20 protein-coding genes and 1 pseudogene are annotated in these 20877 nt (G+C 67.2%); 4 read left to right on the top strand and 17 right to left on the bottom strand.

The window, feature by feature from the left end:
- The coding region (locus tag EKM57_RS18565) for a hypothetical protein (protein ID WP_206185494.1) at positions 1 to 236 on the bottom strand (236 nt) is incomplete at its 3' end.
- Between the two features lie 334 nt (positions 237 to 570).
- Between EKM57_RS18565 and EKM57_RS18560 the strand changes: the two genes are divergently transcribed.
- Positions 571 to 978: a hypothetical protein gene (locus EKM57_RS18560; protein ID WP_129794016.1), complete on the top strand. Its 408-nt coding sequence runs from the start codon at positions 571 to 573 to the stop codon at positions 976 to 978.
- Between the two features lie 72 nt (positions 979 to 1050).
- On the opposite strand, the gene EKM57_RS18555 is transcribed toward EKM57_RS18560, so the two are convergent.
- On the bottom strand, positions 1051 to 3552 hold the full coding sequence (locus EKM57_RS18555) for a TonB-dependent receptor (protein WP_129794015.1): 2502 nt from the start codon (positions 3550 to 3552) through the stop codon (positions 1051 to 1053).
- A gap of 1535 nt (positions 3553 to 5087) precedes the next feature.
- Positions 5088 to 5426, bottom strand: a complete 339-nt coding sequence (locus EKM57_RS18545; RefSeq protein ID WP_129794014.1) for a hypothetical protein — start codon at positions 5424 to 5426, stop codon at positions 5088 to 5090.
- Between the two features lie 764 nt (positions 5427 to 6190).
- On the opposite strand from EKM57_RS18545, the gene EKM57_RS18540 reads away from it, so the two are divergent.
- Positions 6191 to 6538 (top strand): hypothetical protein, encoded by a 348-nt coding sequence (locus tag EKM57_RS18540; RefSeq protein ID WP_129794013.1) that lies wholly within the window; start codon positions 6191 to 6193, stop codon positions 6536 to 6538.
- 187 nt (positions 6539 to 6725) lie between these two features.
- Here the strand turns inward: EKM57_RS18540 and EKM57_RS22005 are convergent, their stop codons facing one another.
- A complete protein-coding gene (locus tag EKM57_RS22005) occupies positions 6726 to 6926 on the bottom strand; it encodes a hypothetical protein (protein ID WP_165357545.1) in 201 nt (66 codons plus the stop codon).
- Positions 6927 to 7092: 166 nt separating this feature from the next.
- A complete protein-coding gene (locus EKM57_RS18535) occupies positions 7093 to 7746 on the bottom strand; it encodes a S24 family peptidase (protein WP_129794012.1) in 654 nt (217 codons plus the stop codon).
- 84 nt (positions 7747 to 7830) lie between these two features.
- Here EKM57_RS18535 and EKM57_RS18530 point away from each other — a divergent pair, with 84 nt between their 5' ends.
- Together EKM57_RS18530 and EKM57_RS18525 are read left to right on the top strand one after the other, a co-directional pair.
- Positions 7831 to 8028, top strand: coding sequence for a hypothetical protein (locus tag EKM57_RS18530; protein WP_129794011.1), 198 nt, complete (start codon positions 7831 to 7833; stop codon positions 8026 to 8028).
- Positions 8025 to 8357: a hypothetical protein gene (locus EKM57_RS18525; RefSeq protein WP_129794010.1), complete on the top strand. Its 333-nt coding sequence runs from the start codon at positions 8025 to 8027 to the stop codon at positions 8355 to 8357. The genes EKM57_RS18530 and EKM57_RS18525 overlap by 4 nt, the downstream gene beginning before the upstream one ends.
- A 374-nt stretch (positions 8358 to 8731) precedes the next feature.
- Here the strand turns inward: EKM57_RS18525 and EKM57_RS18520 are convergent, their stop codons facing one another.
- The 12 genes and pseudogenes from EKM57_RS18520 to EKM57_RS18465 form a co-directional block, all read right to left on the bottom strand.
- The gene (locus EKM57_RS18520) at positions 8732 to 8968 is read right to left on the bottom strand and encodes an AlpA family transcriptional regulator (protein WP_129794009.1); all 237 of its coding nucleotides are present in this window, start codon (positions 8966 to 8968) and stop codon (positions 8732 to 8734) included.
- 295 nt (positions 8969 to 9263) lie between these two features.
- Positions 9264 to 9485, bottom strand: coding sequence for a DUF2274 domain-containing protein (locus EKM57_RS18515; RefSeq protein ID WP_129794008.1), 222 nt, complete (start codon positions 9483 to 9485; stop codon positions 9264 to 9266).
- Between the two features lie 5 nt (positions 9486 to 9490).
- Positions 9491 to 10693 carry a TrbI/VirB10 family protein gene (locus EKM57_RS18510; protein ID WP_129794007.1) on the bottom strand — a complete coding sequence of 401 codons (1203 nt, stop codon included), beginning with the start codon at positions 10691 to 10693 and terminating at the stop codon, positions 9491 to 9493.
- Positions 10690 to 11688, bottom strand: a complete 999-nt coding sequence (trbG, locus tag EKM57_RS18505; RefSeq protein ID WP_129794006.1) for a P-type conjugative transfer protein TrbG — start codon at positions 11686 to 11688, stop codon at positions 10690 to 10692. Before trbG ends, EKM57_RS18510 begins: the two co-directional genes overlap by 4 nt.
- Complete coding sequence (gene trbF, locus EKM57_RS18500; protein WP_129794005.1) at positions 11685 to 12491, bottom strand: conjugal transfer protein TrbF; 807 nt, start codon at positions 12489 to 12491, stop codon at positions 11685 to 11687. Before trbF ends, trbG begins: the two co-directional genes overlap by 4 nt.
- Positions 12492 to 12494: 3 nt before the next feature.
- A complete protein-coding gene (trbL, locus tag EKM57_RS18495) occupies positions 12495 to 13793 on the bottom strand; it encodes a P-type conjugative transfer protein TrbL (protein ID WP_129794004.1) in 1299 nt (432 codons plus the stop codon).
- Between the two features lie 101 nt (positions 13794 to 13894).
- Complete coding sequence (gene trbJ / locus EKM57_RS18490; protein WP_129794003.1) at positions 13895 to 14620, bottom strand: P-type conjugative transfer protein TrbJ; 726 nt, start codon at positions 14618 to 14620, stop codon at positions 13895 to 13897.
- Positions 14617 to 17070 carry a conjugal transfer protein TrbE gene (trbE, locus tag EKM57_RS18485; RefSeq protein ID WP_129794002.1) on the bottom strand — a complete coding sequence of 818 codons (2454 nt, stop codon included), beginning with the start codon at positions 17068 to 17070 and terminating at the stop codon, positions 14617 to 14619. Before trbE ends, trbJ begins: the two co-directional genes overlap by 4 nt.
- Positions 17064 to 17336 carry a VirB3 family type IV secretion system protein gene (locus tag EKM57_RS18480; RefSeq protein ID WP_129794001.1) on the bottom strand — a complete coding sequence of 91 codons (273 nt, stop codon included), beginning with the start codon at positions 17334 to 17336 and terminating at the stop codon, positions 17064 to 17066. The genes trbE and EKM57_RS18480 overlap by 7 nt, the downstream gene beginning before the upstream one ends.
- Positions 17333 to 17562, bottom strand: a pseudogene (locus EKM57_RS18475) (TrbC/VirB2 family protein). Before EKM57_RS18475 ends, EKM57_RS18480 begins: the two are co-directional and overlap by 4 nt.
- A 95-nt stretch (positions 17563 to 17657) precedes the next feature.
- Positions 17658 to 18653, bottom strand: a complete 996-nt coding sequence (gene trbB, locus EKM57_RS18470) for a P-type conjugative transfer ATPase TrbB (protein ID WP_129794000.1) — start codon at positions 18651 to 18653, stop codon at positions 17658 to 17660.
- A gap of 549 nt (positions 18654 to 19202) precedes the next feature.
- Entirely contained in the window at positions 19203 to 20870 is a 1668-nt protein-coding gene (locus tag EKM57_RS18465) for a glycosyltransferase family 39 protein (protein ID WP_129793999.1), read from the bottom strand.
- Positions 20871 to 20877 lie beyond the last annotated feature (7 nt).

Here is a 20877-nt window from a genome sequence, read left to right as displayed (position 1 = left end):
CGCTGGTTGCCCGAAACCGTGACGCTGCGGATCGTGCGGGTCGGCTCTGCCGGCGAAGGCGGCTGCAGGAACGGAACGGTCGCCTGGCCAGACGCCGCAGGGGCGGACTGCGCCGGGCCCTCGGTCGGAGCGCGCTCGTCCTGCCGTGCGGCGGCGGTTGTCGCGAGCAGGATCGAGCCAAGCGCGAAGGCCGAACGGGAACAGGTCGAAGCGAGCAGGGGTTTGACGACCTTCACGACATGCCCTTCCGGTTGCTGCCGATGCAGCGCCAGCGCCCCGCGAGAGGCGGGTAGAAGGCCATTGTGGCCACTCATTTTCAGCGGCTTGGCGGTTCGGAAACATTCGCAACCCGCGCGACACGCGAGCCGGAACCCGCGGAAATCGCAGCGCATGACGCAAGACCTTGGCGGGATCCGTGCGGCCGCGGCCCCACGCGGCCCGCTGCATTTCGCCCCCACCTGCCGCACGGGGCGATTTGCCGACACAATCAGACAAAGTCGCGACCAATGGCGGCAACAGGGTGCGGTCACAGGAGGCGAGCAGGGGTGAAGAACAAAGGACCAGCCGCTCATGTGCGCTCCTCGCCCCCTGATCGCCGGCTTCACGCTTGCATTCGCCATCCCCTGCCTTGCGATTCCCGCACTGGCCCAGGCGCCGGAACGCGAGACCACGCTCCTCGTCTATGGGGACGATCCCTGTCCGCAGGCAGAGGACGACGAGGAAATCGTCGTGTGCGCTCGCAGGCCCGAAGACGAACGCTACCGGATCCCTCCGCGCTTTCGCGCGCAGAGGGACCGGCCGCTGGAAGTCTCCTGGACGGCTCGGGCCTGGGAACTCGAGGATGCGCAGAGGTTCACGCGACCCAACAGCTGCTCGGTGGTCGGCAGCGACGGACAAACCGGGTGCACCGGGGCAATGATCCGTCAGTGGGCTGCGGAGCGCCGCGCCGAGGCGGCCCGCTCCGCAGACATCCCTTAGACTATACCGTGCTCAGCGAGACTGGCCCTCTTCCTCCGGTCCGCCGGCTCCGCCATCTGCCCGTGCCCGACGCTAGAAGATCTTGCGCAGGCTCAGGCGAAAGGTTCGGCCCAGCTGGTCGAGATAGACCGGTCTGTAGTCGATCGGGGCTCCGCCCGCTTCGTCCCGAACCGACTGGCGCGCATCAAATAGGTTATCGACGCTCGCCGATATCCTGGCTCCCCTTAAGAAGGGAAGACGTCTGGCCAGACCGGGCATCTGCCCGAGATTGGCGAACAATCGCAGGTTCACCGTCGCCAGATCGTCGAATTTGAGGGTCGCGCCGTCACCGAGCCCGTCTTCGACGCGCGTTGCGCTCTGCCAGTTCGCGCTGAGCCGCGCTCCCAGGCCGTCGCTGAAGTAGCCGAGCTGGGCCTCGACTTCGTGGCGTGGCTGGCCTCCGGTCGAGCCGACCGCGTCGCCGTCCAGCAGGTCGAGGGTCGGGAGCGAGGGGCCCAGGTCGAGCTTCTCGACGAGGTGCCAGGTGTGAAACAAGCCGAAATGCAGCCGGCCCTGGCCCGGCGGCCCTCGGCGCCCCGACATTCCCGGTCCTCCGCGGAAGGTCATGCGCGGTCCCATGTCGCCGTGAGGATCACCCATCGGCGGGGCTCCGTCGCGTTCGGACTGGCCGGTTGGCACCTCCGCGCCTGGCCCTCGCCGGATCATGATTCCGTCCAGGCCTGCGGGGCGATCCTCCGGCCTGGCGCCTCCGGCGACCCAGTCCTCGACCCGCCTCTGCCGCGAGGTCTTGAGTGGGACTGAAAGATGGACGCCCCAGCGCACCCTCGAGCTACGGGATCCGGCGATGTTGATCGGCCGTCCGTCCACCCAGGCAAGATCGCCCTCCTGGTCCCGGAGAAAGCGGTCGGGAAAGGCCTCTTCTATCGTCGGCGTGGGGACCGTGAAGACGTACACGGGATCATCGAGGCGTATGTCGGTATAATTGACGAGCAGCCTTAGGTCGGTCTCTTCGAGCGGCTGGATCACCAGACCGACGCGGGTCGCGTCGCGTTCGCCTGGCCTCAGGCCCGGATTTCCCCCGCTCGCCTGGGACGCGAAGACCGTCTCTCCGCGAGCATAGTCGAATACCGGCACATTTGGGATGAGGATCGCAGGATCGCTTATCTGCTGGATCGCGGGCGCGCTCTCTTGCCTGGAGCGCGAGAGAATGACGCTGAGCCGGGGCAAAGGCTCCCACCGCAAGCCGTAGCCGAAGGCCGTCAGCGTGCCGCCGTCCGACAGATGCTCGACGGCGGCGTTGCCGTTGACCGCCAGATCGCCGAACCAGCCGACAATGCCGTTTTCACGGCCAATGAGCGGCAGATCGATACTGCCCTGTCCGCTCGCAACGTCGCGGGAATATTCTCCCGACGCCGACATCCCCTGGATCATCAGGTCGGTTTCGACATTCGTGGACGACGCGCCGAGCTTGACGCTCGACGTCGCCGTACCGGCGGGAAGCCGGAACAGCGGGCCGCTGAAGAGCAGATCTGCGGCCAATGCGGAGGTCGATGTCCGGCTCCTGTCGGCGGTATCGAAGGTCGGCTGGGATGGATCGCCGAGTTCGGATGCCAGCTCCGTCAATCGCCGGATGGTGGAGGCGTCATAGGCGCCGTTGAACGACCATTGCCACGGATTGAGCGCGCCGTTGAGCGCAATGCCGACATGCCCCTTCTCGCTCGTCACATGCTGGGCTGCGTTGCCGATGACGCCACTGGACAGGGCTGCAGGGCTGGCATCTTTCGGATTCGACGGCGTGTCGTCGTCGACTCCCCGAAATCCTTCGCTCTCTTCGCGCTCGTAATTGGCGCTCACCGTAGCGTTGGCGTTCTCGACAACTGGCCGACCGACCGAACCGGTCAGTGAGAGGCGCTCCTTCGAGGAATTCAGGGAGCCATTGTCGTCATTATTATCCGCGAGCGTTGACGATGCGATGCGACTCCCGTCCGCAGCGGTCCGGGGCCGATCACGCGCGCTTTCAACGAGCCTGTTCGAAGCATAATATCTCGCGTTGAGATTGATCCGGCTGTCCTCGCGGACGCGGAACGCCCCCACGCCGACCTGGCCGGCATCGCCCTCGCTCGCGCGGCTGGCGCGCAGCTCGCTCGCGACAGTCCTGTAGCGAGGCCGCAGGACGATGTTGATCACCTTCTGGTTGGCCGGGTAGCCGTAGGCCAGCCCGACTTCTTCAGGCAGGATCTCCACCCGGGAAATGGCTTCCGCCGGTATATCCTGGATTTCCGCAAAGGATGGGATGCGCTGCCCGTTGAGGAGCACCACGGGTGGGCCGGCGGCGGCGTTGGTCTGGGGCGCGAGTTCGGCGACCAGCTCGGCGATCGAGCTGACGCCATAGGCCCGGATGTCGGGAAAGCCGAGCTCCAGCTCCGGCTTGATGTCACCGATCACCGACCCGCGCGGGCGCTGACCTTCGATCACGACTTCCTCGGTCTCACCGTCCCCCTGCTCTCCGCTCGGGTAAGGCGGCTCGGTCGATTGCCGCTCGGCCTGTGCCAGCGCAGCAGACGAAGCGCACATCAGGAAGGCGACGAGCAGTCGCCGCGGAGAAGCTCGCCGCGCCCTAAGAGGTGAGGAAGCGACGCTGGAACGGAATGCCTGGAACATGATGGCAAGGGATCTTGCCGACGCCTTTTGCACCCAAATGTCGCGTCACCAGCATCCGGAAACACGCCGCACACATTCGGTAACGAAAGGGCGCCTTTCGCTCGAACCGAGGCCATGCAGTCGCCGAAGCGCATGTTCGGCGTCTCGACCGCAGGTCTCTGGGTCGACTGCCGACCTGAAGACCCGGACTGACGGGCCCTTACGGGAGTGCCGCCCGATACGAGGCCGCGGGTGCGCGAGGACGATCAGCATTCATGGGCGCCTCAAAAAGGCGGCGATGTTTCGTTAGCGGATATAAATATTTGTTTCATGATGTGTGTAGCGGTTGCCATATCGCCGGAAATACTGGCCCAGGCGCGCGCCGTCCGCCGGGTTACAGCGCGGCGGCTGGTGACCGGGCGCAACCACCTGCGAGTCTAGGCGCGCCTGGCGGCTATAGGGGAATGGCAGGAGAAGCGGCGCGAGTGAACGCGCCCACCTTTTCGAGCTCGGCGCTTGATCGTCGAAGCCGGCCAGTCCCAGTCGACCAAAGATGACCGGGCGCGGAAATTCGCAAATTGGCTGGGGCGGCAGGATTCGAACCTGCGAATGCCGGTACCAAAAACCAGCTGCCGTTTTTCCGGGCCAACCGAAACCCATGGATTTCCATGAGCTTAGATACCATAAATCTCCGTGATTCAGCGTCAAGGAAAAATCGGGACACAAATCGGTACACAGAATGCCGGTTTTTGGTGGCTTGGAAGAGCGCCGGGAAGCCTATATTTTCGAAGCATGTCAGGACGGCCATTACCCAATCGGAGGCCTATAAGTCGCCCGCTGCGATGCGCGGGCTGATCGATCCTCGACGATCGATGCGCGCAACGCGGTGGAGCTCGAAGCCGGGATAGAGGAGGCCGTGGCCAAGCTGCAGTGAGCCTCGAGTGGCAGTATCTTGGCAGAGTTCTGCGCACGCTGGGGCGGCGCGCGTCCTTCTACGTGGTCGACCTTGAGCGTTCGCAGCCGGGCCATGTCGTGTTCTGGTCGAGCCGGGCGATGCCGACGATCGGGTTCACCAGAGACGAACCTGAAATCTATTGGGATGAACGGTTCTTCCAATTCACGCGGCATTTGTTGCGAGCGATCGCAGAGCCGGATCGCCGGATTCCAATTGCCCACGAGCGCAAGAATCGCCTCGCTCCACCTCGAGTCCGTTATCTGGTGCGCGCTTGCGGAGCGCGCGCTCAACCCCACCAAGCCCGATGTCGAACTGGCGATAGGCATCGTACTGCAGAGCTCGGTGCGGCATCTTGGCTCGTAAAGAGCAAGTTCACGATGTTTGTGAACACCTGATCCTCGGCCGCGCTATTTCCCCGCAGGGTGATCTGACCGGGTGGGTCGGGTGCCTGAACAGTGGCAGATGTCCAGAGATTGAAGCCTCGGATCGAAGTCACGCCTGCCTCCTGCAGCTATCAGTTGAACACGAGCTGGTAAGCCATATTGTAGCCGTTTGATTCCGCCCATCGTTGCAGGCAGGCCCACGTCTCCGGGCTTCTGTCAGCCGTGTGTTTTGGAATGACGAGTGTTTGCCTGTCGGTTGCCTGTATCGGGTCAATCGAGACGGCATCCTCGAAGAGGCCGCAAGCGCGGGCAGCTTCACGGGTCCGCTCGTTTCTGATCACGCCCGAATCGTTGGGTTGCGCGCACGCTGCCGTCGACAACAGCAACGCGGTCAGAAGCGTTGCTCCAATGCCGGCGCCGCGGCCTTTGACAGCTGCCGTCCACGGATCCAATCCCCGGTCCGAAGTCATGCGCCTCCTCACTTGCTCGGTGCAGATCGAGCTGGCCGTGGCTCTGATAGCCGGTCGCTGCCGCCCATCGCCGTAGCCCTCTCGAGTCATGGGTACAGACCTCGGCAGATGTTCCTAGCAGAACGTCTTCCGATGTTCATACAATAACTCGGAGTGCGTTAGGACTCAGCGAAATCAATGGAGAGATGCGCGTTGGCAGATTTCGTGCGGTCGACTTGTGTGAGCCGTCTTCAGTATGCCGGCGCCGCTCGTCATGTTCCCTGAACTGTTCCACAGATGGAAGACGCTCCGTCTCTGGCGAGTTGATGAGATCCGTAGGAGAGTTGATGACTGGGAGCTCAATCCATAAAACTGCGCTGGACGCTTTGCGTACGCGGACGCTTATCAGGCTACCGTATATGGGTGGTGTTGCGTCCAGAGTCCGCACCGAGCCGGCGCCGAGGCCGGAGCTCCAGCGAAGCGATGCGATCGCACGATTGGTGGATTCGTTGTGGGAGACGAAGGGAGAAGGTCACTTCGACGGCGCTTTATTGGGCGTCACCGGTGCGTCCATTACGGAGGATGAAATTACGTTGGTCTGCCGGCCGATTCGCTACCGCGACTATCTGGCAACCGACCGAGTTCTCGATGCCCATCCAGACTCGGCCTTCCCGCTCGCGGTCGGAGTCCATGCGATCCTCTCCTGCGCTAAGGGTATCGTATGTCTCCGCCTCAAGAATGGGAGGATCGCGCTACCCGGTGGCGCTGTCGACGGACAAGACCTGATGCGCGCTTCCAGCCAGGCACTCGTCCACGCCGTCCGCCGTGAGGTCGCCGAGGAGACCGGAATTAACCTGGAAGGGCGCCACATCCAGCTTACGGGCCTCTATGTTGGCGGCTATCCGACCCATTTACTCGCGATGCTCTGGGCCGATCTGAGCGACGGCGGCATCGAGCGGACAATCAGCGCTTTCAAGCCTGGTGACGCGCTGGACCAGGTACAGTCGATCGAGCTGCGGTCTTTGCGCGACCTCATCGAGACGATGGCCGATCTTCCGCTTGTCATGCGTGCCGCGCTCCGCTCGCTCCGCCACTGGGGAGGAGACGAGCCGGCGTGGACGATCGAAACCTGAGCCGAGCTTCCAGCCTGCCGATCTCGCTCCAGGCAGCGGCGGAGCAATTTCGGCGGGACGGACGATCTGCCAGTGAGCGACAGTGTCGTCGATCCGCAGCAGGACGAGGCGGAGATTGCCGGCACACCCTTGCCAAGGTGGATGCAGGCCCGATTGGCGGCCGCGCTGATGCGCTTCCATCTTTCGTCTATCCGTGATTGCCGCCGTTCACGGTGCGTGAGATTGCGTCGAAGTCGGTGCGGTTCAGTGCCGCTTCGGTCCGAGCGTTCAGGTTGTTGTCCGCCCACCAGCAGGCAGCCGTGTCGGCGTCCGTCGCGGGCTCGGACAAGTCCGCGGAACTATGCTCGAGCCCGATTGCGCGATAACTGGCGCGGCCCGTTACCTGCATCAGCCTGCGGCCGCGATAGCGATAGCCGTAGCCGCCCGACCTTTCCCGCGGCGCGGATATCCGCAGGTGGAGCGAGCCGCTCGGGTCGCGAGGAACGCACGTGCGATTTTCCTAGATAAGTCTGCGAATAGCCTATCGATGATCCTGTCGGATCTGGTCGGGTCGATCAGCTGAGCCGGCGTCCCGCCCAGACCACGCGCCCGATGATTTCGAGCGTCGCCAAGTCGCAGTCGCGCCATTCCGGATAGGCTGGATTGTCGCTCTTGATCGTTGCGTACCGGCCAGTCGGGTTCACGGCCAAACGCTTGACCATCAGCGCATCCTCGCGCCGAAGGACGTAGACACCGTCCCGCAGACGCTCGGCTCGGTCGCTCCGGTCGACCAGGATGTCGTCACCATCAGCGAGCGTCGGCACCATCGAGTCGCCCTGCACCCGAATGAAGGAGAGGTCTGCCGACCTCGCGCCGCAAAGTTGACGCAACCAGCTCTGGTCGAACGCTATATGCGAGACCGGAGCCTCGCGGTCGTTCAGCGCTCCAGGGCCGGCGGAAGCGCCGACATCGAGCCGCGGCACGCGCACAAGGGCTGCGGGACCGAGCGAATCGGATGAGCCGCGCCCGCCAAGCTCGGCCGTGCTGACGCCCAAATAGCGGGCAAGCGTATCAAGATCGTCCGGGTCGAGCTTCCTGGGTGTCCCGCGCTTGATGAACTGCTGGATATAGGCCGCATTCCGGCCGATGAGCCGTGAGAGGCCGGCATAGTCCTCGCGCCGTTCCTGGATGAGCCGCTCGAGCGCGGCGCGCTGATCTATCACTGTCACTCGGTTCTCATACCACTAGGAAATGTCCTAGACAAGTAGGGAACAAACCGGCAACATCTTGCTGTATCGATTCGGAGATTTCCTATGCTGCTGATGCGAGTCAATGCCTATCTGCGCCGCACCAACATCCCCGCAACCCGTTTCGGTCGCGAGGTCGTCGGCGACCCCAACTTCGTTCTGGAGCTTCGGGAGGGACGCGAGCCGCGCCGCAGGACGATCGAGCGCGTTCTCGACTTCATCGAGGCGGCCGAGGCCGCCGCGCACCCGGAGCGCCGCCAATGACCTGGCTTGCGGGCTTCGAGGAAGTGGCCATCTATGTCGTGATCGGCGTCGCGCTCCTGGCCGGACTGGCGGCATCTTACGGGCGGGAGCTGGAGGCCGGACGCCGGGTCGAACGCGGGTGGTGGATCCGCCGGCTGCTGATCCTGCCGCTGCTCGCCATCGCCGCCATGGCGGGTACGGACATGCTCGACCTTTCGTCGAGCGCGACCGCCTTTGGCGCCGCGATGCTGTCCCTCGGCGGCTATGATGCGCTCCGCGTGCTCGAGGCGAGATGGAAGCTCAAGACGAGCGCCGGCGACGCTACCCGCGTCCAAGGCGAGTCACGATGAGGATGCAGCACCTTTGGTGATCCAACTCGAGCAGCCGTCCGGCGGCCGGCTGCGCCACTTTTCGACCAGCGCGCTCGGACTCTCCTCGATGTTCTGGAACAATCGTCTGGAGGCTTCCGCCGGCCAAGCCGATCAATCGGCGCCGCTCTGGGCACGATCAATCGGCGGCGCTCTGGGCAAATGCGCTCTACCTGTTCGGGATCGGCCCCACCCCTTCGTGATCGCCTGCCGCGACGAGAGCGGTTCGCTTCGACCTCATCGCCTGATCCGCTTTTTGCAGCACCTTCAGGTATAAATCCCTGGCGGACAAAAGCAGAGTCCGTGCATGCCGAAAGCTGCCCCGGGGGCGAGCGGCTCTTTCACGGCGAGCTCACCTACCACAGCGCCCGCGAATCCAGCCAGCGCTGCACGTCGGCAAGTCTGAAGCGGGGACAGCGGCGATATTTGCTGCCGCTGCTCCCAAGCTCATATTCGCGCGGAAAGCCCGGCGGCCGGCGCTGGCGCAACCGATCGATCTGCCGTCGCGACAGCCGGGCCAATCCCGCAAACTCTTCAACGGTAATGAGCCCGGCGTCGGCAAGTGCCCGGTGGCGTTGCGCCGGCACGCTCATGAATCACCCTCGTCCGCGCCTGGCGAGGCGATGAGCCCCTGCTCAGGTCCGCTCCCAAAGGCGGGGCTCCTGAAACGATGCTGCCAAGGGCAGGCGGACCCTTCGAACACCAACGGATAGAGGACAGGACTCCGTCCCCACCCGCTGCGCCAGGAGCAAGGGCTCAAATAGGCCATCCAGATGCCTGACGGCGAGGCCTTTCCCGCATGTCGGCGATGAACACGAAGACCCACCCGGGGCAAGGTTGGTCGCAGGCAACAAAGGGAGTCGCCATGCGCCACGGCGGACGAGGCCCTCATGCCTTGCCGCCCTTGCGGCGCCTGACGAAGGCCCTGTCCGCATCGAGGAAGGCGGACAACATGGCCGGCACGAGCTCCTGTACGGATTCCGCCGCGCCATAGGCCTCCTCGTACATCGTCGCATATTCGAGGAGCGACCGGTGCAGGTCGGGCGACAGGCTGATCGTCAACCGGATCGGGGTCCGCTCGGGAAGCTTCGGTAGGCGCAGGTCGGTCATTTCCCTCACCCCCGCCAGGGCCGCAGGACAAGGTCCTCGTGCAGCACGGCCCTGAGCGGCCAGCCAGGCCGCACGGTCAGCGTCGGCTGGACGTCGAGATTGCGAGACGTGATCTGGTCGCCCGCCCTCGCCGCATTCTGCTGTGTCGATTCCCGGATGGCGCGCACCAGGTCGCCCTCGCCGCCGCCGAAGCTCAGCTCGGTCCCGACCCCGAGCAAGGTGGACAGCGCGACCCCCTTGAGCAGCCGCCATGTGTGGAAGTCGACCTCGTCCTCCAGCCCGGCATAGCCGGCAAGATCGGTCGCCGGCACATTGTCGAGGCGGATCGAGGAACCGTCCGGAAGAACGATCCGCTGCCACAAGATCATCGCCCGGCGCTGACCGTAAGCCACCACGCTGTCGTAGCTCCCGATCAGCCGGGCTCCCTGGGGCACCAGCACCGTGCGCCCAGTGGCACTGTCGCGCACAGGCTCGGTCACCTGGGCGATCATCGTTCCCGCAAGGTCCGAATTGAGGCCGGTGATGAGGCTCGCCGGAATGATGGTGCCGGCGCTCAGCGTCCAGCGCGATGGCGCCGGAAGAATCGGATGGGTTGCGGCGTCTCCCGGCGCGCTGCCCGACATTTGCGCGTCGTGATGCTGGGGCGGTTCATCCTCCGTCGGCGCCGGGGATATGGGACTCACCGCACTCGACCCGGGCTCCTTTCGGAGCGGCGACTCCACTGCTTCCGGCCTGGTTCGTCCGCTCAGCGGCACGAGCAGACCCGAAGCGCGTGCCGCCTCGCGGCGCTGAAGCGCCGCCTCGGCGGCGGCCCGGGCTCGCTCGGCCTCGGCGGCTGCATTCGCTTGGACCGAGTCCTCGAGGCTGCGCTGATGCTCCAGGATGGGCCGGCCAAGATCACCGGGCAGCGGCGGCCCCAGCTTCGGCACCTCGCCATAGCTGCTCGGCGCTGCGGCGAGCGCCTCCGGAGCGCCGCTGCGGAGCGGCTCGGCGCCCTCCTCCTCTGCGCTCGAGATCCGGAAGCTCGGCGGCTCGAGGGCTAGCCAGGCGACCGTGATCAGGAGCGCCGCGCCGGAGGCGATAATGCCGATGATCAGCCCGCGCCTGAACCTGACCACCGGCCGCGGGCTGCCGCGCAGCGCCAGGGCCTCGGGGTCCGCCTTCGCAGGCGCGGCTGGCGGACCTCCGCCGCGCATCGCGTCGCTCATGTCGAGCTCCCCCGCCGACGGCGCGACCCGTCGACGTCCATCCGGACGATGCGTACCACCTGCTGGCGCCGCTCGCCGAGCCGAAGCTCGGCGGCGGCGAACAGCCGGTCGACGACGTAATAGTGGCCGCGCAGCCGGTAGTTGACGAGCTCGGACTGTCCGCTCGCGCCGCTGACGAACAGAGGCGGCGCTTCGCTTTGGGCGAGGTCCGCCGGGAACTGGATGTAGACCTGCTGTCCGTCGTCGAAGGCGCGGATCGGCCGCCAGGGAGGATCGTCACCTTCGATCCTGTAGCCGAAATCCAGCGCCTCGACGGCGATCCCAGCGGCGACGGTCGCCGCGGCCGCCCCGACGTCACCGCGCCGCAACGCCAGCAGCGCTTCGGCCGGATAGGTCCAGGAGATACCGGTCATGGCCGGGCGCGCATCGCTCTCGACCTCGACATGATAGACCCGCCGGTCGGTGGTGATGACGAGATTGGTGCGAAGGCCGACGGCTGAAGGCTTCACCAGGACATGGCTTCGGCGCTCCGCGCCGGTGCCGCTGGTCGTGTCGCCAATCACCCAGCGCACCGTATCGCCGGCTGCCACCGAGACGAGCGTCTCGCCCGGCTGAAGCGCAATCGCGCTCACCCGCTCGGGTGCCGTGTACAGGCGGTAGACCGCGCCTTCCGACCAGGGATAGATTTGGACAGCATTCACATAGCGGTCGCGGCTCGGCTCCCGCACGGCGGTGCTATTGGCTGCGGCGATCCGTGCGGCCGGCCCTCCCCTTGTCCACCCCGGACCCGAATCCGAGGCCGTCGGGGGACCGTCGCCGGACAGCCATTGGACGGTTGGTGGTGGCGTCTGCGTCCCGAGCACGGCCTGCGGCGCCATCACCGCCTGGGTGAATTCCACCGCGACGGCCACTGGCGCGGCCTCGACGCGGCCGTGGCCGGCACAGGCGCCCAGGCCGAGCGCGGAGGCCGACAGGATTAGGGAGGGAGTTTTCATGGGCGTTCCCTTTCGGTCGGTTGGAAATCGGAAGTCGCGCCGGGGCCCGGGTCGAGCGGTGAGCCCAGCGGCAGCGAGGCGGGCGAAGCCGGCCGCGGTTCGGACGCCGGCGGCGGCGGCACGTCGAGCTCGCGTGACCAGTCGATCGCGTCGACATAGAGGCCGAGCGGGTTCCTGCGCAGCGTCTCGGCCGAGGAAGGCGATCGCACCACCACGGTAAGGATCGCCGTCCAGCGCGACGTTCCGGCGAGGCTTCCCCGCTCATAGGCGGTCTCGGTCCATTTGACCTGGAAGGACCGGTCGGAGGCGCGCACGACGCTCGTCACCTGCACCGATACCGTCCGGGCCCCGACCTGGCCGAACGGGTCGGCGGCGCGGGCATATTCGCCGAGAAACGCGCCGGCCCGTTCGGTCGCGAAATCATAGGCCGAGAGCCAGTTCTCCCGCATCAGCACGGGGTCGAGCGAGATCGAGCGGACGTTGCCGATGAACCGGCCGAGATGCCAGGCGATCTGCGGATCGGTGGGACGATAATGCTCGGCAGCCGGCGCAATCGCTCGCGCCTCCCCCAGCCGGTCGACCTCGACGACATAGGGGACGACACGGCTCTGCATCGACTGCCAGAGCAGGCCTCCCGAAAGCGCGCTCGAGAGCAGCAGCCCGCCCAGCGCCATGAGCCGCCAGTTGCGGGCCTGGGCGCGGGCGGAGCCGATCCTTTCGTCCCAGACCTGGCCCGCCCGCTGGTACGGCGTCTCCGGCTCGGGCGTCCGCCCGTAGCGCTGCACCGCACGCTTGAACTTCATCGCTCAATCCTCCCTTTCCTTGATGTCGGGAGCGACGCCGGCACCGCCGCGGTCACCCTCGCGAAGGGCCTGGAGAGCCACGTGGCGATGATGGCGGGCGGTCTGCTCGGAACGCAGCCGCCGCGCCCATTGCGGAGCATCGCCGGCCGCGCTCGACGTCGCGACGTCCGCGCCCGGTCCGGCCACGCCGGCGAGCATGGCGGCCCGCCGGCCGCGCTCGGCGGCCGCAGCGAACCCTGCGGCCTCACCCATCTTCGCACGCGCGGCGGCGGCCCCGGCGCGACCGACCCCGGCGAGGCCGGCCCCGATGCTCCTGGAGCCCGACGTCTCCTGTCCGAGCCGCCAGGCGGTAGTGGCCGCCGACCCCGTCGACGTGCCGGCGCGAAGCGCGCCCATCGCGCCGCCGCCGGCCGCGCGCGCCCCGCCGACGGCGGCTCCGGCGCCAAGCGCGAGCGTACCCGCCGCGCCGACCGTGGTTCCGACGGCGGCGCCGGCGCCGAGCTGCGGCGCTCCGGCGACCAGGCCTGACGCAATAGCCGGTCCGAATATGCCGAGACCGAACAAAGCGAGGCTCGCCAGGACGAGACTCATTGCCTCGCTTATGTCGGTCTCCTCGCCCGCCGCCGCGGCGAACTCGTCGAAGAATCCCGAGCCGATGCCGACGATCACCGCCAGCACCATCACCTTGATGCCCGAGGCGACGACATTGCCGAGCACGCGCTCGGCGAGGAAGCTGGTCCGGTTCCACAAGGCGAACGGCACCAGCACGAAGCCGGCGAGCGCGGTCAGCTTGAACTCGATGATCGTGATGAACAGCTGGATCGCCAGGACGAAGAAGGCGAGGATCACGAACAGCCAGGCGATCAGCAGCACGACGATGGCGAGGAAATTCTCGAAGAATCCGACGAACCCGGTCATCTCGCCGACCTGCTCGAGCAGTGGCCAGGCGGCTGCGAACCCGGTGCCGGCGACGAAGCCGGGGCGAAGCAGGTCGTCGGAAGTCATCCCGCCTCCCCCAGCGGTGATCCCGAGCCCGGCGAACGAGCGGAAGATGATGTCGGCGAGCGTTGGAAAGGATCCGAGGATCAGCGCGAACGCGCCGACATAGAGGATCTTCTTGAGGAACCGGCCGATGACGTCGTCCTCGCCGCCCATCGCCCAGAACAGGCCGGCCAAAGTGATGTCGATTCCGACGAGCACGGAGGTCAGGAAGGCGACGTCACCGCCGAGCAGACCGAAGCCGCTGTCGATATATTGAATGAACGCCGCCATGAAGCGGTCGATCACGTTGAGGTCGTCCATGCCGGTTCCATGTCCCTCGGGGGATGGTGCCGCGGGGCTCCCAGGGGGCACGAGGAGCCCCGCGGCGGGTCGGGCGGCCTTGGCACCGCCTCGCCCAAGGCTCAGTCGCCGCTCGGCGTGTAGGCGTGGCCGGACCCGAGGAACCGCCGCGTAGCGGCGCGCCCGTCCGCTTCCGCCTGCGCCCGCCGCGCCCGCTCCACCGCCTGCCCGCGAAACTCCGTCGCCATGAGATTCTGGAGCTGGAACTGCTGCTTGATGCTGAGCGCGAGCAGCTGGTTGGCGGCCTGGCTCACCTGAAGGGCGCCAGCGGCGCTTTGGCTGCGCCCGACGAGCTCGGCGAGAAGGTCGCCGTCCTCGCGGACATTCTCGACGACCTGCGCCTGCACGCCCATCGCCTGCCGGTAGCCGGCCATGGCCGCCTCGAGCCGCGCCCGCGCTTCGAGGACCCGCTGGTCGCCGCCGAGCACGCGCTCGGCGGCACCCGGGAACAATGTGCGGATGCGCTCGTCCAGGCGGTCGATCCGGAAGTCGATCCCTTCCGCCTGCCCCATCAAACGGTCGATCCGCTGCATCGCCGCGTTGACGCGCTCGAGCTGCGGGAAGTCGATCCGCTCAAGGTTGCGCGCCATGTTCTGGAGCATCGCCGCCTCGTTCTGGAGCGACTGGATCTGGTGGTTGATCTGCTCGAGCGCGCGCGCCGCCTGGAGCAGATTCTGGGCATAGTTGGTCGCGTCGAACACGGGAATCGCCGCTGCCTGTGCGGCGGGCAGGGTCAGCGCCAGCGGCGCGGCCGCGCCCAGCGCAAGCGTCATCAGCACTTTCTTCATGGCAGGTCTCCTTCGGGGGCAAAGGGGGCGGGAAAATCGTCGAGCGCGGCGGCGGCCCAGTCGAGCCCGCAGGCCTCCAGCCAGTGGCGGGCGAAGCCGGCCTCGCCTTGCTCGGCGAGGAGCCGGTCGATCCGCCGCTGGGCGGCCGGATCGGAGGCGCCGCAGAAGGCGAGCGCGATGCGGCCGAGGCCGAGATCGAACAGGCGGTTGCCGCGCTGCGACTGCAGGTAATAGTCCCGCTTCGGGGTCGAGCGCGCGATCAGCTCGACCTGGCGCGCATTGAGCCCGAACCGCTCATAGGCGGCGCGCTGCTGCGGCTCGACCGCGCGATCGTTCGGCAGGAAGATGCGCTGCGGGCAGCTCTCGATGATCGCCGGCGCGATGCTGCTGTCCGCGATGTCGGCGAGCGACTGGGTCGCGAACAGCACCGCCACATTCTTCTTGCGCAGCACTTTCAGCCATTCGCGGATGCGCGCGGCGAACAAGGGATTGTCGAGGAAGACCCACGCCTCGTCGAGCAGCAGCAAGGTCGGCCTGCCGTCGAAGCGCTCATCGAGGCGGTGGAAGAGGTAGGTGAGGACCGGGAAGACCGCACCAGGCTGGCCCATCAGGGTCTCGGTCTCGAAGCACTGGACGTCGGCCAGAGCGAGCCGGTCCTCGGCGGCGTCGAGCAGCGCCCCGAACGGTCCTTCGAGCGTGTAGGGAAGGAGGGCAGCCTTGAGCGCGTTCGACTGCAGGAGGAGCGAAAGTCCGGTGAGCGTTCGTTCCTCGGCCGGCGCCGAAGCCAGGCTTCCCAGCGCCGACCAGACCGCATCCTTGACCTCGGGCGTGACCGCCACCTTTTCATGTTCGAGGAGGGCCGAGATCCATTCGGCGGCCCAGCTGCGCTGCGCGATCTCGTCGATCCGCCGCAGCGGCTGGAAGGATAGGCTCCCCTCTCCTGCCTCCGCGCCCGCACCGAGCGCGTGGTGGGTACCGCCCATGGCGAGCACCGCCGCGCGCGCCGACCAGCCCTTGTCGAACAGGATGATGCGCGCCTTCTCGTAGCGCCGGAACTGCATCGCCAGCAGCGCGAGCAGCACAGACTTGCCAGCACCGGTCGGGCCGACCACGAGCATGTGTCCGACGTCGCCGACATGGGTCGACAGCCGGAACGGCGTGGAGCCGCTGGTCTGGGCGAAGAGCAGAGGCGGCCCGCCCAGATGGCCGTTGCGTGGTGGCCCCGCCCAGACCGAGGATAGCGGCATCAGATGCGCCAGGTTGAGCGTGTGGACGAGCGGCTGACGCACGTTGGCGTAAAGATGGCCCGGAAGGCTCGACAGCCAGGCCTCGACGGCGTTCAGGCGCTCGCGCATGCAGGTGAAGCCGAGCCCGTTCACGATACGCTCGACCGCCCTCACCTTCTCGTCGGCGCGGCCGGCTGAGGCATCCGCGACGGTGATGGTGGTGGTGAGATAGCCGAACGAGACATAGTCCTGCCCGAGCGCCTGGAGCGCGAGATCGGCGTCAGCCACCTTGTTGTCCGCATCGCTGTCGAGCAGCTGGACCGGCTGGTTGTACATCACCTCGCGCAGGAGGGCGGTCACCGACTTGCGCTTGTTGAACCATTGCCGCCGCAGCCTGGTGAGCGCCCGCGTCGCCTCGGCCTTGTCCAGGGCGATGAAGCGCGTGACCCAGCGGTAGCCGAGATCCTGGTGATTGAGGGCATCGAGGATGCCGGGACGGCTCATGCCGGGAAAGCCGAGGACGGTGAGCGTTCGAAGATGCTGCTCCCCCAGCATCGGCTCCAGGCCGCCCGTGAGGGGCGTGTCGGCGAGCAGTGCGTCCAGGTAGATGGGCGTTTCGGGAACGGCGACGCGGTGCCGCCTTGCGGAAACCGTCCCGTGGAGGAAGGTGAGCGTCTCCTCGTCGTCGAGGGGCCTGACTTCTGGCATGAGGTCTGACAGCAGGTCGAAGGCGCGGTTCGTCTCCGCGACGAATGAGGCAAGTGACTCGCGCCAGTCGCGACCGCCCTCGCCCGACGGCCGCTCGACCAGCGCGCGCTCGGCCGTGGCCTGCGTGTCCGCCGGCGGCAGCCAGACAAGACACAGATGATAGCGGCTTTCATAATGCTCCCGCTCACCCTCGAAACTCGCCTGGCGCTCCTTGTCGACGAGCCACGAGGCGGCATCCGGGAACGGGCTTTCGGGGTAGCCGAGCGCCTCCAGTCGCTCGGCATCGAAGAACAAGGCCCAGCCCGAGCCGAACCGCCGCAGGACATTGTTGACCCGCGCCGCGGTCGCGACCAGCTCGGCCTCGGTCGCGCTTTCGAGGTCCGGCCCCCGGAACCGGAGCACGCGCATGAAGCTGCCATCCTTGTTGAGCACCACCCCCGGGGCGACGAGGGCCGCCCAGGGCAGGTGATCGGCCAGCCGATCGGCGCGCTGGCGATATTCGCCGATCTTCAGCATGAGAGATGCCCCCGCTGGCGCAGGTGACGCGCGAGCACCGCGGCGAAGTCCGGGTCTCGTTTCGCCGCGACCACGGCGAGCGAGTGCCCGACCGCCCAGATGACGAGGCCGGCGATCCACTGCTGCAGCCCGAGCCCGAGCGCGGCCGCCACCGTCCCGTTGACGATCGCGATCGTCCGCGGCGCCCCGCCGAGCAGGATCGGCTCGACCAAAGCACGGTGGATCGGCGCCTCGAACCCCTCGATATTCTGAAAGGCCGCGCTCACGAGATCAGGGCCCCGCCGCCGAAGCTGAAGAAGGAGAGAAAGAAGGAGGAGGCCGCAAAGGCGATCGACAGGCCGAAGATGATCTGGATCAGTCGCCGGAAGCCCCCGGCGGTCTCCCCGAACGCCAGGGTGAGCCCGGTGACGATGATGATGATCACCGCGATGATCTTGGCGACCGGCCCCTGCACCGATTCCAGCACCTGCTGGAGCGGCTCCTCCCAGGCATTCCCGAGCCGGCCGCCTGCGCCCGGACGCCCAGGAGGGCGGCGGCAAGGACGAGCGCGCCCGCGGCGGTGCGGGCACGCAGGGACGAGATGCGGATCATGAGCCATTCTCCTCGATCTGGGTCGGGTCCGGGCCGAGCGGGCGCAGCGCATAGTCGCCGGAGGCATCCAGCCCCTCGACACCCTCGATCGCACCGATCCGGCGATCGCCGCCGCGCCCCTCGATGAAGACGATGACGTCGACGGCGTCGGCGACGAGCCGCCGTGGAACCGTGACCACCGCTTCCTGAACGAGCTGCTCGAGCCGGTAGAGGGCGGAGCGCGCGCTGTTGGCGTGGACGGTGGCGATGCCGCCGGGATGGCCGGTATTCCAGGCCTTGAGCATGTCGAGCGCCTCGCCGCCGCGGACCTCGCCGACGATGATCCGGTCCGGCCGCAGCCGCAGCGTGGAGCGGATGAGGTCGGCCATCGAGGCAATGCCGGGCCGCGTCCGCAAGGCGACAGTGTCCGGAGCCGCGCATTGCAGCTCGCGCGTGTCCTCGATGAGGATGACCCGCTCGTCATGGGCGGCGAGCTCGGCGAGCAGCGCGTTGGCCAGGGTCGTCTTGCCCGAGCTGGTCCCGCCGGCGACGAGGATGTTGCGGCGATCGACGACGGCGAGCGACAGCAGGCGCGCCGCCGATGCGCTCATCAGCCCGTCGCTCACATAATCGAGGAGCGCGTAGATCCGCGCGGCGGGCTTGCGGATCGAGAAGCAGGGGCCGGTCGCCACCGGTGGCAGCACGCCTTCGAATCGCTCGCCGGCCAGGCCGTCGCCGAGCGGCGGGAGCTCGGCGCTGACCACCGGCGCGGATCCGTGGACCTCGGTGCGGGCGTGGCTGGCGACCAGCCGGATGATCCGCTCGACCTGCGCCGCCGCGAGGTCGATCCCGGTGTCGCAGCGCCCCTGCCCGAGCCGGTCGAGGCGCAGGCGCCCGTCGGGATTGACCATGACCTCGACGACCAGCGGATCGGCCAAGGCCGCGGCAATATCCGGTCCCATTGCGGTGCGCAGCATCGCCCGCTTGCGTTCGGCGGACTCGATGGCGCTCATGTCGCGCACTCGGGACCGAGAGGCCGCAACCGCGGCAAGTCGCGGCCGGCACGCCCGCGACCCTCGGGATCCGTGACAAGCAAGTGAGACATTGGCGGCTCCGCGCCGGCAGGGCACCGGCTAAGCCGCCTAGATCGATCATCGCACCGATTCGGCGTTAGCACCCCTCCGCCGCACCGCATGCCTGTTCGGCGAATCCGGCGCCGGACCCTGTGTCGCGGCACAGGCGGCAGGCATGCTTGGCCGCGGCGCAACCACCGGACGAACGGCGGCAAGGCCGCCGGATCGAACACGCCACGGTGGGCTCAGAAGGGCGTCAACGGCGCCCTTTCGACGATCGCCCCACGCCGGACGACGGCAATCCTCGTCGGCAGCGAGGGACCTCGGCGCATGCCATCGCTCTCCAGCCTCCGCGCAAGGTCTTCTGCGCGTCGGCTTTCGCGCACGCGTCTCGTCCGTTGTTGCCAGACGTCGTGCAGCCGTCGCCGAACGTCGTCGCCCGACCCGGTCATGCGACGGCCTCACCGAGCCTGCGCACCGGCTGTCGTATCAGCTGCTGGAGCGAGACGGGCTGGCCGCCCTGCGGCCCAGCGCCAGGATCCTCACCTCGGGCCCGCCGGCGACGCCCTCCCGGGGCGCAACCGTCCACAACAATCGGCCCGATTCAGTCAATGACAGGTAGCGGGCAAATTCCGACGGGAAGCGCTGCCGTTCGGCCTGGTAGCGATCGAAGCGGGTCAGCACCGCAAAGTCGGCGCTGCAGGTCTGCATCTTTGCCGGATCGACATGGGCGATATCGACGACCGGCGTCCCTCGGCGACGATCCTCGACTTCGCTCGCGGAGATGCGGTTGCCGAGCGCTTCCCGCGCATCGACGCAGCCCGCCGAGCCGAGCGGGAAGATGATCTTCCATGGCCCCTGCATCAGATCGAGCGCGGCATGCTCGACGAGGATCGTCGATCCAGGCGGGACATTCGCGCGGATCCATTCGCTGGCGATCTGACGCGTATCGTTGCCGCGCTCGAGGCTTCGTCCATGGCTGGCCTGAAGCATGGGCACGGCCAGCGCCAGGGCCAAAGTGAAGGACGCGATCCATCGCCATGGCGCGGCCATGAGCCGAGCACAACGCACCGCCGCCCACGCCAGGCCAAGCGACAGGAATGGGAGCAAGGGTACGAGCCACCGCTCCCAGACCAGGCTCTGCATCGAAATCAGCAGCAGGAAGGCGATAAAGGCGGGGCAGACGGCAACCAGGAACGGCCTCGACTTGAGCGCCGCGCCCAGAATTCCCGCAAGGGCCAGGGCCAATCCGGCCCAGCCGAAGGACGAAGCCAGCGGGCCCGCCAGATACCAGCCGAGATTGCCGACAAAGCCGTAGCCGGTGGAGCCGGGATGCACCGGCCGCGCTTCCCCCGCGAGATCGCGGAGCACGACATCGTAGCTGATCAGCAGGAAGGGGGCGACCGCAACCACCGTCATGCCCGGCACGAGCAGCAGGAGCCCCAGCCCTGCTCGATCGCCTCGGCCGCGCCTCAGGCGGTCGAGAGAGGCCGCGAGCGGGCTTGCGAAGACGATCGCCGCCGGCCACTTGGTGGCGCAGGCAAGCCCGGCGAACAGCCCCGCCACGACATGGCTGCGCACGCCTCCATCCCGATAGATCCGGATCGCGGCAAGAATGCACATCAACATGAACAGGCTCGCCTGCACGTCCGTGCGGATCACCTGCGACCAGCCGATATGGACCGCATTCACGGCCAGCACCGAGGCGGCAACCAGGCCCGCCCCCCTGCCCCACAGCCGTCTCCCGACGAGATAGGTCAAATAGACGCAGGCGACCCCGTTGGCGGCGACGAACAGGCGCGCAGGCAGGATGACGATAGCCGGATCGAGATAGACGGCCTGCGCGAATTCCTCGATCCCGGCGAAGCGCCCGCTGGCGATTCCGAGCATGGCGACGGCGCCCATGATCAGCGCCAGGCAATAGAGCGTGACCGTGCCCGGATGCCCGAACCATTGCGGATCGGGCGAGCCTCTTTCGAGCATCCCGAAGGCCAGCATCATGAAGAGCGGCTCGTCCGGATCGTTGAGCGCGGGCAGGCCGAATGCGATGCCGTCGAGCCGCAGGAAAGCGGCGAGGCAGAGCAGGCCGAGAATCGGTCCATGCTCGCCGAAAAATGACGAAGCCCGCGTACGGAATCGGTCGAACGGTTTCGTCATGGCCTTG

The sequence above is a fragment of the Sphingosinicella sp. CPCC 101087 genome (genome assembly GCF_004151485.1).
GTDB lineage: Bacteria > Pseudomonadota > Alphaproteobacteria > Sphingomonadales > Sphingomonadaceae > Allosphingosinicella.
This window is presented reverse-complemented; position numbering and strand designations above follow the sequence as displayed.

What these genes read in the sequence shown, in the direction of transcription:
- EKM57_RS18510 (WP_129794007.1), bottom strand. Translation starts at nt 10,693, where the DNA reads ATGAGCGACGCGATGCGCGGCGGAGGTCCGCCAGCCGCGCCTGCGAAG.
- EKM57_RS18555 (WP_129794015.1), bottom strand. Translation starts at nt 3,552, where the DNA reads ATGTGCGCTTCGTCTGCTGCGCTGGCACAGGCCGAGCGGCAATCGACC.
- trbJ (WP_129794003.1), bottom strand. Translation starts at nt 14,620, where the DNA reads ATGAAGAAAGTGCTGATGACGCTTGCGCTGGGCGCGGCCGCGCCGCTG.
- trbL (WP_129794004.1), bottom strand. Translation starts at nt 13,793, where the DNA reads ATGGACGACCTCAACGTGATCGACCGCTTCATGGCGGCGTTCATTCAA.
- EKM57_RS18515 (WP_129794008.1), bottom strand. Translation starts at nt 9,485, where the DNA reads ATGACCGACCTGCGCCTACCGAAGCTTCCCGAGCGGACCCCGATCCGG.
- trbF (WP_129794005.1), bottom strand. Translation starts at nt 12,491, where the DNA reads ATGAAGTTCAAGCGTGCGGTGCAGCGCTACGGGCGGACGCCCGAGCCG.
- EKM57_RS18465 (WP_129793999.1), bottom strand. Translation starts at nt 20,870, where the DNA reads ATGACGAAACCGTTCGACCGATTCCGTACGCGGGCTTCGTCATTTTTC.
- EKM57_RS18520 (WP_129794009.1), bottom strand. Translation starts at nt 8,968, where the DNA reads ATGAGCGTGCCGGCGCAACGCCACCGGGCACTTGCCGACGCCGGGCTC.
- EKM57_RS22005 (WP_165357545.1), bottom strand. Translation starts at nt 6,926, where the DNA reads ATGCAGGTAACGGGCCGCGCCAGTTATCGCGCAATCGGGCTCGAGCAT.
- trbB (WP_129794000.1), bottom strand. Translation starts at nt 18,653, where the DNA reads ATGAGCGCCATCGAGTCCGCCGAACGCAAGCGGGCGATGCTGCGCACC.
- EKM57_RS18545 (WP_129794014.1), bottom strand. Translation starts at nt 5,426, where the DNA reads ATGACTTCGGACCGGGGATTGGATCCGTGGACGGCAGCTGTCAAAGGC.
- EKM57_RS18560 (WP_129794016.1), top strand. Translation starts at nt 571, where the DNA reads ATGTGCGCTCCTCGCCCCCTGATCGCCGGCTTCACGCTTGCATTCGCC.
- trbE (WP_129794002.1), bottom strand. Translation starts at nt 17,070, where the DNA reads ATGCTGAAGATCGGCGAATATCGCCAGCGCGCCGATCGGCTGGCCGAT.
- trbG (WP_129794006.1), bottom strand. Translation starts at nt 11,688, where the DNA reads ATGAAAACTCCCTCCCTAATCCTGTCGGCCTCCGCGCTCGGCCTGGGC.
- EKM57_RS18540 (WP_129794013.1), top strand. Translation starts at nt 6,191, where the DNA reads ATGCGCGCTTCCAGCCAGGCACTCGTCCACGCCGTCCGCCGTGAGGTC.
- EKM57_RS18525 (WP_129794010.1), top strand. Translation starts at nt 8,025, where the DNA reads ATGACCTGGCTTGCGGGCTTCGAGGAAGTGGCCATCTATGTCGTGATC.
- EKM57_RS18530 (WP_129794011.1), top strand. Translation starts at nt 7,831, where the DNA reads ATGCTGCTGATGCGAGTCAATGCCTATCTGCGCCGCACCAACATCCCC.